Raw genomic sequence first — 13,086 nt, 5'->3', positions numbered from 1 at the left:
CTTAATAGCGCAAGGCAAAGGAAAAGACCATGAAAAGTAACAAACAGCGCAAGTCGGAGATCCAGCTGCGCCGCTGGAAGCGGATGGAAGCACAGCGTGAAGTAGCGTCGTGCGTACGGATGCCTGCGGGCGTGTTGGCAGCCGACATGGGGCGCCTAGCGCTGATCCATGGCCCGCATTTCTGGCATCCGGGGTACTACAAAGATTGCGCTTATCGATGCCGTGATTGCGGCGCCAATGGTGTTTGGAGCGCGTGTGACCAGAAGTGGTGGTACGAGCAAGTGCAAGGTAGTCTTGATTCCCGGGCTAGTCGATGCCAATCCTGTCGCGCTCGGTACCGTAACTGGCGCCAATCGCACTGCAATGCGTCAGAGATGGCGGCTTTGCGAGAGCTGTGGCGTGATCGACCAGATCGCGCAGCACGCGACCGGGTGGAGCAGGGATTGGTGGCGAAAGATCCTGCGCTACGCAGTCTGGCAGCACAGGCGTTGGCTTGGTGGTGGTACCAATTCGATGACGAGGCCTCGCAAGAGCGACTGGAAGATATGGAACTGGAGAAATCCTGGGCTCCGCGTATCCACCGCATTCTCAAGGGCGAACTGGAACTGCGCCCTGGCGTGCAGCGGGTTTGCCGCGTTGAGCGTCTACAGCAGGCTTGCTTCTGAGTGCAAGCATGTCCTGTATCGGAATCAGAAGATGAGCAAACGTAAAAATAATTATCTGCCTGATGTCAGCGCCTTCCCGGTTGGTGTGCCCACTGAAGTGATTGATGCGGTGAGAGCTTTGTACGAAGCCTGTGCCACGCGCCGTGCGGTCTGGCCTTTGAATGCGTGCATCAGTTGTTGCATGGATGCGAAGATGGCGCGCGAGATGTGCGATGGGGATTTACGTTCCCTGACCGCAAGGCATATCTACGAGTACCAGGATGCAGCGCATGCTGCCGAACAGGATGCAGATGAGTACTTGCATTTTTTGCCCAAGGTTGCAGAGCTGATTTCGCAGGGCGATACCGACATAGTGCGGCATTCAACCGAAATTGCACTTCAACGGCTCGGTGGCTTTGACCACTCCATGCTCAGCTTTGCGGAAAAGCAGGCCATAGAGCGTTGGGCCCTGGCATTGTGGCAATGGTGGCTTGATGCTGCAGGTAATAGCCAGGGGCGATTTTCCTTGATGCACGAATCGGCTGATAGCCTGCTGGTGATGTTTGCCAATGCGGGATTGACGATAGAGCCATTTTTGGCGCTATGGCAACGCAGCGAGAGTGCCTGGGCGGCTGTGCAGTTTGGCACCATGCTTGCACATATGGTGCCAAATGGAAGCGGTATTACCCCATTTGCCAAAGACACTCCTCAATTGGAGCCCAGTATCCGCACTTGGGCTTTTAAGACCGAGGTGTATATGCACTTTGCTGCTATTTGGGCGCAACTTACCGACAGTGATGCCTTAGGCCTTTGCAATGGACACCTGGCGATGGAAGCCTCGGTCTGTGCCACTCTGGGGCCTAGAGTGAGTGCACTGGATTAATGGCGCCCGGCAATAGGTTAAATAAGAGAAGTACAAGAGTCATGCAAACGATAACTACACAAGGCAGAGAGACTCAGTGCCTGCCGACCACAGTCGAAATTGACGGCTCGCAAGGCGAAGGCGGTGGCCAGATTCTGCGCACAGCGCTGGCGTTGTCGGTGATCACGCAAAAGCCGCTGGCGGTGCACAACATCCGCGCAAAGCGCCCCAAGCCTGGCCTGATGCGCCAGCACCTGGCCTGCGTGCATGCGGCGCAGGCCATCAGCGATGCCCAGGTGTCACCCGTGGCAGTGGGGGCAACCGAGCTGCATTTTGCGCCTCGCGCGCTCCGGGCGGGCCAGTACGAGTTTCCTATTTCGGGTGCGGGCAGCTCCATGCTGGTGCTGCAGACGGTATTGCCCGCGCTGTTGCTGGCGCAGGGCGAGAGCGTGGTGCGCTTGTCGGGCGGTACGCATAACCCAATGGCGCCGAATTACCACTTCATAAAGCGTGCATTTGCGCCGCTCGTGGCACGGCTGGGCGCGCGGGTTGATATGGAGTTGCGCCGCTTTGGCTTCTATCCGGCGGGTGGTGGGGAGGTGCTGGCGCATATCGCACCTGCAACTGGCGCGATGCAGCCATTTGATCTGCTGGTGCGGGGTGATCTGCAGAGCGTGGTGGCGGAGGCCGTGTGCGCTGCAGTGCCCAAGGCGGTTGCCACGCGCGAGCTGGATGAGCTGGCACGGCTGACGGGCTGGGATCGCAGCGCCATGCAGCAACTGCCAGCCCGCCAGGATGAAGGTCCCGGCAACATTCTGCTGGCTACCCTGCATTACACGCATGTCACAGAGCTGTTCAGCTGTCTGGGTGCGCATGGCGTGTCGTCGGAGGCGGTGGCGCGCAATCTGTGCCAGCAGATGCGCGATTACCAGAAGAAGCCCGAGGCGGCCGTGGGCGCACACCTGGCTGACCAATTGGTGTTGCTGCTGGCGCTGGCGGTATGGCAAAGCGGAAAGCGCGCGTCTTTCAGCTGCAGTGAGGTGACGGAGCACCTGCGCAGCAACATGGCGGTGATCCAGCAGTTCTTGCCGCTGCGCATTTCCATCGAAACGGCATCGGCTCCGGTGGCGCATATCGCGCCGGTGTAGTGCCTTTGCAGGAGCGGCAGCGATAAAAAAAGCGGTCTAGTACAGACCGCTTTCCAGTTCCGGAATACCATGCCTTTGGCGCGCCCGGTTGCAGGCTTCGCTGCCCGCTGCAAATTCGCGGCAGGGTGAAGGCCGCCATTCGTAGATACCGCAGGCCGCTTGCACGCCGACGGTGCCTGTCAGCGCCGCGCAGCGCGGCCGCGCATAGTCGGTGCCACGCATGCGGCAGGTGAAATCGTTGATCTCGTCTGCAAGGCCTGCGGGCACACGGCCGCCATTGGCATCTGATTCATAGACCGAGAAATCGACGCGGAAACTGGCGCAGCAGGCGCCGCAGGTAAGGCAGGGGTGGGGCATGGTGAGTGGGTAAATTATAGATTTTTGCCTCCCTCTCCGTTGCAAACGCCCCCTGTGTGACCTGCAACCTTGTTGCAACCTGCATCGCGCCCTTGGTCAGCGCTTGGCTGCTGCCATGGCCTCTTTCACCCAGCCATCAAATCTGGCCTGGTTCTTCTTGATCCAGCTGTCCACATGACGGTTGATGTCGGCGGTCTTGTTCTCGCCATTGCGCATCAGCAGGTTCTGGGCAGTGATGTCTTCAATGGGGACTTGTATGGTGGCAAACAGCTTGGCTGCTGCGGGGTTGGCATCGGTCCACTTCCTGTTGGCCAGTATGTACTGGTTGTTCACCTTGAAGCCATAGTTCTTGCCGTTGGGCAGACGGGTATCGTCATCGCCCAGGGCTTTGGGAATGTTGGGCACTTGCAGCCAGACTACATCCTTGCCCGGCTGGAGCACGCCGTTGACCCAGTAGGGCGTCCATACATAGTAGAGCACCGGCTTGCCAGACTGGTAGCGCGCAATGGTGTCAGCGATCAGGGCTGCGTAGTTGCCCTGCCTGTGGGTGATACTGCCTTCCAGGCCCAGGCCCTTGAGGTGTTTGTTGATGGCAAGTTCGCAGCCCCAGCCGGGGTTGCAGCCAGTCAGGTCCGCCTTGCCATCGCTCGGTGTCAAACAGCTTGGCGATCTTGGGGTCCTTGAGCTGCATGATGTCGGTGATCTTGTACTTGTCAGCGGTAGCCTTGTCGATCAGGTAGCCCTGCGCGGCATTGGTGGAGAACACGCCTTCGCGGTAGAACACTTTGGCACCACCATTGCGTTCATAAAAGCTCTGGTGCAGCGGAATCCAGTGGTTGGCCATGAAGGTGGCGTCGCCCTGGGCCACCACCACATGTTCTGTGCCGTTTTCGAGCCCCTTGGGGGCTTTGACGCTGTAACCCAGCTTTTCGAGCGCGCGCGAAACGATCAGCGTCTGGAACATTTCTTCATCGACGGTGCCCAGGAGTGGGAGTACGTCAATGCCCTTGCCCGGCAGATCGGGGGGCTGGGCATGGGCGGCGGTGCTCAGCAGCATGGCGGTGAGAATGCCTGTGAGCGCGGCGCGGCGGGTGTTGTGTTGGTTCATGGTTCTCCTTGGATGAATGCTGCCCTTGGCGCGCAGGTGCGGGCCATTCGAGCCCAGCGGCCTGGACCCGGCGGGCATGAAAAAGCGGCACACACGGTGCCGCTCGGAAGCGAAGAATTATTTGGAGGCGACTGTTGCCTTGGCCTGCTCGATCCAGCCATCAAAGAGCTGCTGGTGGGCCTTGATCCAGCCGTCGGCGTGGCGCTCGATGTCGGCAGGTTTGTTCTGACCGTCCTTCATCGCCAGGTTCTGCGCGTTGATGTCGGCAACAGGCAGTTTCATGATGGCGAACAGCTTGGCCGCTGCGGGGTTGGCATCGGTAAAGCGTTTGTTCGCCACGATCTTTTGCGTGTTCAGCGGAAAGCCGTAGTTCTTGCCATTGGGCAGCGCTGTTTTCGTTTGTGCCTGATCGCCTGGCAGCGCGGTAAACGGCACCTGCAACCAGACCACGTCGCGGCCGGGGCGCAGCTCTGCGCTTACCCAGTATGGTGTCCATGTGTAGTAGAGGATGGGTTTGCCTGCCTTGTAGCGTGTGATGGTGTCGGCCATCAGTGCCGCATAGGCGCCTTGCACATGGGTGACGGTATCGCGCAGCTTGTAGGCAGAGAGCTGATGCTCGATGGCTCCTTCACAGCCCCAGCCGGGTGTGCAGCCGGTCAGATCGGCCTTGCCATCGCCGTTGGTGTCGAACAGCGCAGCAATCTTTGGGTCCTTGAGCTGTTCGATATTGGTGATGTTGTGGGCGTCGGCGGTCTTCTTGTCGATCAGGTAGCCCTGCACGGCGCTGGTGGAGTATTCGCCTTCACGGTAGAGCTTGGCCGCGCCGCCTGCGTTTTTGTAGAACTCGGCATGGAGCGGGTCCCAGTGATCGGCCATGAAGGTGGCGTCGCCGTTGGCGATGGCGACGTGGGCGGTGGCGTACTCCACTTCGCGGATCGGCTGCACGTCGTAACCCAGCTTCTGGAGGGCCTTGCTCACCAGCAGGGTTTGAAAGGTCTCTTCGGCAATCGAGCTTTGCAACGGCTGCACCTGAACGCCTTTGCCTGGCGATTCCTGTGCCTGAGCACCGGTGCCTGCGGCCAGGCCCACGGCAAGCAGGCTGCTGGTGAGGACGGTGCGGGTGTTGCGCAGCGCTGTAGTAAGGGGAGAAGTTTGAAACATGTTGCTCCTTTTTTAATAGCTGCCTGCGCTTGGTAGAAAAACGCAGGCGTTGGTTTTTATGAATGAGTGGAATGGGTGCTCAGTGCGCAGCCGCAGGCCGGGGCTGGTGTGCGCCTTGTGCAGCGTTTGCAGTGGCAGTTGGCGCTACGGGTTCCGGCTTGCGCAGGCTGCGGGCCACGAGGCCCACGGGGCCGGTTTGCCACCAATGGCGCACGCCACGGCGGGGCTGGCCCATGGCCTGGGTGATGCGGTCCAGCAGGATGGCCAGCAGCACGATGCCCAGGCCGCCCACGGTGGCCAGGCCCATGTCCAGTCGGCCAATGCCGCGCAGCACCATCTGGCCCAGGCCCCCCACGGCAATCATCGAAGCGATCACCACCATCGACAGCGACAGCATCAGCGCCTGGTTGATACCGGCCATGATCGAGGGCATGGCAAGCGGCAGCTGTACCTTCCACAGCAATTGCAGGGGCGAGGCGCCATAGGCGCGGCTGGCTTCGATCAGATCGGGCCGCACCTGGCGGATACCGAGGTTGGTCAGGCGTACCAGCGGCGGCAGCGCAAACACGATAGTGACGACCACACCAGGCACGTTGCCAATGCCAAACAGCATCACCACGGGCACCAGGTAAACGAAGGCGGGCGTGGTCTGCATGGCGTCCAGCACGGGGCGAAAGAACTTCTGCGCACGGTCGCTGCTTGCCAGCAGAATGCCCAGCGGCAGGCCAATGATGATGCAGAAGGCAAGCGAGGTCAGAACCAGTGACAGGGTAACCATCGCCTCATGCCAGATACCCAGCATGCCGACGATCAGCAGCGACACGATGGCACCGATGGCCAAGGCACCCCCGGCGAACTGCCACGCCACCAGGGACAGGATGACGACCATCGCAACCATGGGAATGGCGGTGAGCAGGTGTTCCACGCCATTGAGTGTGCCGTCAATCGGTACGCGCACGGCCTGGAAGAAGGGGCGGAAATGCGCAACCACCCAGGTCAGACCGCTGTTGATCCAGTCCTGCACGGGCAGGCTGCCGTCCCACAGCTGGTGCAGCGAGAAGCCGCTGTCATGCACCTGCTGCGCCGCTTGTGCCGCGTGCGATGGGTCGGCCGCCTGCGCGACGGCGTCGGGGCCGCCCAGCCAGTCGGTGTTGCCGGAAACGTCGCCTACGGCGACCCAGGGATCCGTGCTGGCGGTGCTGGCCGTGGAGGCTGCGCCAGCGGTATCGGCAGTAGGGCCGCCGGTGCCCGTCCAGGGGGCTGCGGCGTCGGTGCTGGGCATGGTGTCTGCCCAAGGGTCGCTGGCAGTGTTCTGGGCGATGGTGGTGGCGGTTTTACTCATGCGGCAATCCTGTTCTCGTTGTTGTGGGGTTCAGCGGTTGTGGCGGTGGCTGCTTGCGCGGCAAGCACAGCTGGGTCGGTGGGCGGCACCGGAGGGGTGTCCCGGTCCAGGAAGCGCAGCAGGGTGTTCTTGCTGATCACGCCTGCAAACCGGCCATCGGCTTGCAAGACGGGCAGTGGGCAGGGGGCTTGCGCTACCTGGCCGAACAGATTGGCGACCAGCGCATCGGCGGCAATCGGCTCCACCTTTTTCAGGTAGGCGTTCTGCAGGCCCAGCGGGCCGACATGGCCGTGCAGTGCGCTGCGCAATGAATCGGCCGACACAGTGCCCAGGTACTGCTTGCGCGGCGAGACGATGTAGGCGAAGTCGCGGTCTTCGTCCTGCAGCAGCTGCAATGCGGCGCGGGCGCCGCGCTGATCGCTTTCCTTGACGATGGTGATCGCACGGCGCGCAATATCGCCAGCCTTGAACACGGCTGCCGCATCCACGCCCTGAATGAAGGCCCGCACATAGTCGTTGGCGGGGTTGCGCAGAATCTCGTCGGGCGTGCCCACCTGCTGCACCTGGCCGTCCTTCATGATGGCAATGCGATCGCCAATGCGCATGGCTTCGTCCAGGTCGTGCGAGATGAATACGATGGTGCGACGCTTGACCTCTTGCAGCCGCATCAGCTCGGACTGCATTTCGGTGCGGATGATGGGGTCGAGCGCGGAGAACGCCTCGTCCATCAGCAGGATGGCGGGATCGGAGGCCAACGCCCGGGCCAGGCCTACGCGCTGCTGCATGCCGCCCGAGAGCTCATCCGGGTAGCTCGCGCCCCAGCCGGCGAGACCCACCTGCTCCAGTGCCTGCTCGGCGGCGGCAAGGCGCTCTTGGCGGCCCACGCCAGCCAGCTCCAGGCCGAAGGCGGTGTTGTCCAGCACGGTCAGGTGCGGCATCAGCGCAAAGCTCTGGAACACCATGCTGATGTCCTTGCGGCGCAGCGCACGCAGTTCGCGGTCGCCCAGTTTGTTGATGTCGTGGCCGTCCACCACGATGGCGCCGCTGGTGGGCTCGATCAGGCGGTTGAGCATGCGCACCAGCGTGGATTTGCCCGAGCCCGACAGGCCCATGACGACAAAGGTCTCACCGGCTTCGATGGTGAAGTTGGCGTCAAACACGCCAATCGACTGGCCGGTCTGCTCCATCACTTCTTGCTTGCTGGCGCCTTTGCGCACCAGGTCGAGCGCAAGTTTGGGGGAATCACCGAACACTTTGAACACATGCTCGATACGGATTTGTTTGGCCATAGAGGCACCTCCCTTGTCAGAAGCTGCTTGCGCCAGATTGCGCCACCGCAGGGGCCTCTTGAGGGCGAGGGCGGTGGTGAAACAAAAGCAAATCCGTGATCTGCGATCTTTGAAAAGGCGTAAGCGGCTTGTATGAAGTTGCACATCACCGGGCGCGCACAGTGGTGCGCGAACCCGGAACGGGACCGTGAAAGCCAAACCCTGATGCCGACAGCTCCGCCTGCCGGCGCAGGAGGCGCCAGCCGGGCAAGCCCTCGTGGTGAGGGGCGGGACACATAGTGACCAACAATTTCTGCCTGTACCGGGCGTGCATGCCAGAAGCCAAAAGGCGCCAGTTGCGCTGCTTCAGGGTCGAGCCCGGGGTACAGGGTCTCTCGTGCGCATTGAAAGAGGTCCGGTCAGGAGGACTTTCAATCACGCAAGCGTGGCGGGCACTGTACAAAGGCCACCACGCCGGGGCATCAGGGCCGGAAGCATTCCGGCCGATAGACGGACTTCGGCATGGCGCCAAAGACCCGACGGAGACGATCCGCGCAGACGTTGTGCAGCACGGATTACCTGCATTGCAGGTTGTAAAACATCGTTTTAGTATACGGATTTGAGATAAAAAAATCAAAGGATGATGGTTTCATCCGGGGTAATTAGGGCTGTTTTTGCGGCTGATGTGGATGCTGCCTGACCGGGGTTTGCTATCGTTTTTGTAGTTCTTTTCGACGCTATATGGTTGTATCAGCGGATGCCGGTTGCTGTTGAATTTGTAACAATTAAAGAATAATTTTGTTACAAAAAATCCAGATGCATGGCCGTTAATAGCCATGATTTTGGCAATTTGGCAGCTGATGGCATGGCTTGCTGGATCGATGTGGCCTTTTGCTGCAAATAGCCAGCGCGTTATCGCATTCTTGGGCGTGGCAGTGTTTCTTGTCCTGTGGGAAGCAAAAAGCCCCGGCATGCGGGGCTCTCTGTGGCAGGGAAGTTGCGGCTCGTGCGTTCAGTGTTCGTCTTTGTGTCCATTGGCGTGGCCAGCTGGAGGATGCAGGATGCGGTCCGTCCAAGCGATGGCGATGGCCGAGAGTAGGAACACCACATGGATGATGGTCTGCCACATCAGCACCTTCTCGCTGTAGTTGGCGGCATTGATGAAGGTCTTGAGCAGATGGATGGAGCTGATGCCGATGATGGACAGGCCCAGTTTCACCTTGAGCACCGAAGCATTCACATGGCCCAGCCATTCGGGCTGATCCGGGTGGCGGTAGAGGTGCATGCGGCTTACAAAGGTTTCGTAGCCACCCACAATCACCATGATGAGCAGGTTGGAGATCATCACCACGTCGATCAGGCCCAGTACCACCAGCATGATCACGGTTTCGTTGAGCGAGGTGATCTGCACATCGGGCGAGTAGCCGACGGAGGTGACCAGGATGCGCAGGGCCTCCTGGTTGCCGAAGGCGGCCTCCACCAGATGGAGCAGCTCGACGAGGAAATGCCAGACATAGACCAGCTGGGCAACGATCAAGCCCAGGTATAGCGGCAGCTGCAACCAGCGGCTGGCAAAAATAATCGCTGGCAAAGGGCGCAGGGGAGCGTTTTCAGGATGAGACATGGAGCGGTGGATAGAAGTTGCGAAAAACTTCCTTCGCCTGCCTGAACGGTGAAATGAATGGTTATGGCAGCAGGCGGCGCACAAGGCGCCAGTCTCGTGGCCTGGTGCCACCAGACCGTGCCCGCTGGGACATGCAGCAAAAGAGGGTCGCGCATTGTAGCGAGCGTGCCAGGGTCGGCGTCAAGAAATTTCTGCTCGCCCGTTCAAGCGCAGCGAGACCGGTGTTTGCGCATTGCAGAAGGTACAGATAAGAACGGGTAATAAATGCCGAATTTGCGCAACATGGCAGAGCGCTACTAGCTATGAAAATATGAGTAAAAGAGTTGTGGTTAAAGCCTGCAGCGGGTGCGGTGAAAGCCAAACTCCGGTATGAGCCCTGCTTGTCAGATGCTTGTAAGTGCGAGGGTCCACAGTAGCGGCCAGTTTCATACCTACAATGGTTGCAAAGGAGACAAAGCAATGACCGCAAATTCCCAAGGCACGATTGAATCTGTATTGGTAGAAAACCGTGTGTTCCCCCCACCTGCTTCGGTGTCAGCCACGGCCCGCATTGGCAGCATGGACGCATACCGTGCGCTGTGTCAGGAGGCCGAGCAGGATTTTGAAGGCTTCTGGGCCAAGCGCGCCAAGGAGCATGTGCAGTGGACCAAGCCCTTTACCCAGGTGCTGGACCAGAGCAACCCGCCGTTCTTCAAGTGGTTCCATGATGGCGAGTTGAACGTCAGCGCCAACTGCCTGGACAAGCACGTGGGCACGCCGGTCGAGCAAAAGACCGCCATCATTTTCGAGGCCGACGACGGCGCGGTCACCAAGGTCACCTACAAGGAGCTGCTGGCGCGCGTGGGCGCGTTTGCCAACGCGCTCAAGGCCCAGGGCGTAAAAAAGGGCGACCGGGTGCTGATCTACATGCCGATGACGGTGGAGGGCATTGTGGCCATGCAAGCCTGTGCCCGCATTGGTGCCACGCACTCGGTGGTGTTTGGCGGCTTCTCGGCCAAGGCGGTGAATGAGCGCGTGATCGACGCGGGCGCCGTGGTCATCGTGACGGCCAACTACCAGATGCGTGGCGGCAAGGAATTGCCGCTCAAGGCGATTGTGGACGATGCACTCGCCATGGGCGGCTGCGAATCGGTGAAAAAGGTGCTGGTATTTGAGCGCACCGCCTCGGCCTGGAACAAGGTGGAAGGCCGCGATGTGACCTTTGCCGAGGCGCTGGCCGGCCAGAGCAGCGATTGCGCGCCGGTACCGGTGAATGCCGAGCATCCGCTCTTCATTCTGTACACCAGTGGCTCCACCGGCAAGCCCAAGGGCGTGCAGCATGGCTCGGGCGGCTACGTGCTGTGGGCCAAGATGACGATGGAGTGGACGTTCGACCTCAAGCCGTCTGACGTTTTCTGGTGCACGGCCGACATCGGCTGGATCACCGGCCACACCTATATCGCCTACGGCCCGCTTGCAGCGGGCGCGACACAAGTGGTGTTCGAGGGTGTGCCCACTTACCCGGACGCAGGACGCTTCTGGCAGATGATCGAGCGCCATGGCGTCAGCATTTTCTACACGGCGCCCACGGCCATTCGCTCGCTGATCAAGGCTGCCGACTCGGATGCAAAGGTACACCCCAGAAACTGGAACCTGGCTAGCCTGCGCATTCTGGGCTCGGTGGGCGAGCCCATCAACCCCGAAGCCTGGATGTGGTACTACAAGAACGTGGGTGGCGAGCGCTGCCCCATCGTCGATACCTTCTGGCAGACCGAAAACGGCGGTCATGTCATCACCCCGCTGCCGGGTGCAACCCCGCTGGTACCTGGCAGCTGCACCTTGCCGCTGCCCGGCATCATGGCCAAGATCGTGGATGAGACCGGCAAGGAACTGCCCAACGGCACGGGCGGCATTCTCGTCATCGCCAAGCCCTGGCCGTCGATGATCCGCACGATCTGGAACGACCCGGAGCGCTTCAAGAAAGCCTATTTCCCCGAAGAAATGGGCGGCAGCATCTATCTGGCGGGGGACGGCGCCGTGCGCGATGCCAAGACCGGCTACTTCCGCATCACCGGCCGTATCGACGATGTGCTGAACGTATCGGGCCACCGCATGGGCACCATGGAGATCGAATCGGCGCTGGTCGCCAAGACCGACTTGGTGGCCGAGGCCGCCGTGGTAGGTCGCCCTGACGACATGACTGGCGAGGCCATCTGCGCCTTCGTGGTGCTCAAGCGCGCCCGCCCTACCGGCGACGAAGCCAGGCAGATTGCCAAGGAGCTGCGCGACTGGGTGGCCAAGGAGATCGGCCCCATCGCCAAGCCCAAGGACATCCGCTTTGGCGACAACCTGCCCAAGACCCGCAGTGGCAAGATCATGCGCCGCCTGCTGCGCTCCATCGCCAAGGGCGAGGCCATTACCCAGGACACCAGCACCCTGGAGAACCCAGCCATTCTGGACCAGTTGTCGGAGAACAACTGATCAGGGCAAGAACGTGTTTACGATCTCTACGCAGCCGCGTTGGAGTGCAATCGGGATGAGTTCGAAGCGATGGGCCGCAGCTTGCACCGGGGTGCAAGCAAGGGCCAGCCCACAGAAATCGCCCGATTTCACTCCAACCCAGAGGGGCAGTGGGTTTGGGGACGCCCGGTCAGGGGCGGTCTGCGTCGTTGCAGCGCTTGCCAATAGCACGCTATTGGCTGCGCACCCCGCCTCGCATCCCATCCCTAGCCGGGCGCCCCGCAAAGCCACTGTCGCGGCGCGAGGAGATCGTAAACACGTTCTAAGGCAAGGAAGTGGCGAAAAGGCCTCCTCTTGGAAGAGGCCCCGCCACCCGCTCACCCCCAGCCCGGCTTTGCCGGGTTTTTTGTATCTGTGCATGAGAAATCGGGCTAAATTGGCCGCTAGTGTCCGTCCGTAAAGCACTTTATAGGCAAAAACAATAGCAAACATCCGCTTGCAAACCGCTCCCTTGGCTGACATGACGATAGTGCCCGCTGCGTGGTAAGGTTGGTGCATTGCACAACAACGATGTTCTGTCATGCGAACCATACTTCTTCTCATCATTGCCGTGCTGATCGGCGGTCTGGCAGTGCTCAATTGGGAGACACTGTCCACTCCTTCCGAGGTCAATCTGGGCCTGTCTGTCATCCATGCGCCGCTGGGCGTGCTGATGCTGGGGCTGACGGTGCTGCTGTGCGTGCTGTTCGTGGCCTATGTGCTGTCGATGCAGGGCTCGGTACTGCTGGAGGCGCGTCGCCACAACAAGGAAATGGCTGCCCAGCGCGAGCTGGCCGACCGGGCAGAAGCGTCGCGGTTCACAGAACTGCGCCAGGTGCTGGAGCGTCAGCATGCCGATGGCCAGACTGCCGTGATGGTGCGCCTTGCAGAGCTGGAATCGCACCTGATTGCCCGTGCGCAGGAGTCTGACAACAGCAATGCGGCCTATATGGGCCAGCTGGAAGACCGCATGCGCCACGCTGACACGGGGCCACGCAGCGTCTTGTAACGTGGTTTTGCCACCAGCCCATTTCAAGCATTTCTCTGGCTTTGTGCCAGAGGCATGTAAAAAGCCACCGAAGACGGTGGCTTTG

At 60.6% G+C, this 13,086-nt stretch carries 11 protein-coding genes and 1 pseudogene; 5 read left to right on the top strand and 7 right to left on the bottom strand.

The genetic code is table 11. From position 1 onward, the window contains the following. The first annotated feature begins 29 nt into the window (after positions 1 to 29). From HNP33_RS05325 to rtcA, 3 genes are read left to right on the top strand one after another with little or no spacing between them, the layout of a single operon-like run. Complete coding sequence (locus tag HNP33_RS05325; RefSeq protein ID WP_184706040.1) at positions 30 to 665, top strand: zinc-ribbon domain containing protein; 636 nt, start codon at positions 30 to 32, stop codon at positions 663 to 665. Between the two features lie 31 nt (positions 666 to 696). Further along, entirely contained in the window at positions 697 to 1,527 is an 831-nt protein-coding gene (locus tag HNP33_RS05320) for a hypothetical protein (protein ID WP_184706038.1), read from the top strand. Between the two features lie 41 nt (positions 1,528 to 1,568). Next, a complete protein-coding gene (gene rtcA / locus HNP33_RS05315; protein ID WP_184706036.1) occupies positions 1,569 to 2,654 on the top strand; it encodes an RNA 3'-terminal phosphate cyclase in 1,086 nt (361 codons plus the stop codon). A 36-nt stretch (positions 2,655 to 2,690) separates the two neighbouring features. Here the strand turns inward: rtcA and HNP33_RS05310 are convergent, their stop codons facing one another. The 7 genes and pseudogenes from HNP33_RS05310 to HNP33_RS05280 form a co-directional block, all read right to left on the bottom strand. Continuing rightward, complete coding sequence (locus HNP33_RS05310) at positions 2,691 to 3,011, bottom strand: YkgJ family cysteine cluster protein (RefSeq protein ID WP_184706034.1); 321 nt, start codon at positions 3,009 to 3,011, stop codon at positions 2,691 to 2,693. 96 nt (positions 3,012 to 3,107) lie between these two features. Then, a pseudogene (gene proX, locus HNP33_RS05305) lies at positions 3,108 to 4,068 on the bottom strand (glycine betaine/L-proline ABC transporter substrate-binding protein ProX). A 168-nt stretch (positions 4,069 to 4,236) separates the two neighbouring features. Next, positions 4,237 to 5,280: a glycine betaine/L-proline ABC transporter substrate-binding protein ProX gene (gene proX / locus HNP33_RS05300; RefSeq protein WP_184706032.1), complete on the bottom strand. Its 1,044-nt coding sequence runs from the start codon at positions 5,278 to 5,280 to the stop codon at positions 4,237 to 4,239. Positions 5,281 to 5,359: 79 nt separating this feature from the next. Next, positions 5,360 to 6,622, bottom strand: coding sequence for a glycine betaine/L-proline ABC transporter permease ProW (gene proW, locus HNP33_RS05295; protein ID WP_184706030.1), 1,263 nt, complete (start codon positions 6,620 to 6,622; stop codon positions 5,360 to 5,362). After that, a complete protein-coding gene (proV, locus tag HNP33_RS05290) occupies positions 6,619 to 7,911 on the bottom strand; it encodes a glycine betaine/L-proline ABC transporter ATP-binding protein ProV (protein ID WP_184706028.1) in 1,293 nt (430 codons plus the stop codon). Before proV ends, proW begins: the two co-directional genes overlap by 4 nt. A gap of 628 nt (positions 7,912 to 8,539) precedes the next feature. Then, positions 8,540 to 8,863, bottom strand: a complete 324-nt coding sequence (locus tag HNP33_RS05285) for a hypothetical protein (RefSeq protein ID WP_184706026.1) — start codon at positions 8,861 to 8,863, stop codon at positions 8,540 to 8,542. A gap of 39 nt (positions 8,864 to 8,902) precedes the next feature. Next, the gene (locus tag HNP33_RS05280) at positions 8,903 to 9,514 is read right to left on the bottom strand and encodes a TIGR00645 family protein (RefSeq protein ID WP_184706024.1); all 612 of its coding nucleotides are present in this window, start codon (positions 9,512 to 9,514) and stop codon (positions 8,903 to 8,905) included. A gap of 459 nt (positions 9,515 to 9,973) precedes the next feature. Here HNP33_RS05280 and acs point away from each other — a divergent pair, with 459 nt between their 5' ends. Next, positions 9,974 to 11,974 carry an acetate--CoA ligase gene (acs, locus tag HNP33_RS05275; protein WP_184706022.1) on the top strand — a complete coding sequence of 667 codons (2,001 nt, stop codon included), beginning with the start codon at positions 9,974 to 9,976 and terminating at the stop codon, positions 11,972 to 11,974. Positions 11,975 to 12,533: 559 nt separating this feature from the next. Next, the gene (locus HNP33_RS05270) at positions 12,534 to 13,001 is read left to right on the top strand and encodes a LapA family protein (RefSeq protein ID WP_184706020.1); all 468 of its coding nucleotides are present in this window, start codon (positions 12,534 to 12,536) and stop codon (positions 12,999 to 13,001) included. Positions 13,002 to 13,086: the final 85 nt, after the last annotated feature.

The sequence above is a fragment of the Comamonas odontotermitis genome (assembly GCF_014207855.1).
Classification (GTDB): domain Bacteria; phylum Pseudomonadota; class Gammaproteobacteria; order Burkholderiales; family Burkholderiaceae_C; genus Comamonas; species Comamonas odontotermitis_A.
The sequence above is the reverse complement of the archived record's forward strand: the minus strand, read 5'-3'. Positions and strand labels throughout refer to the sequence as shown.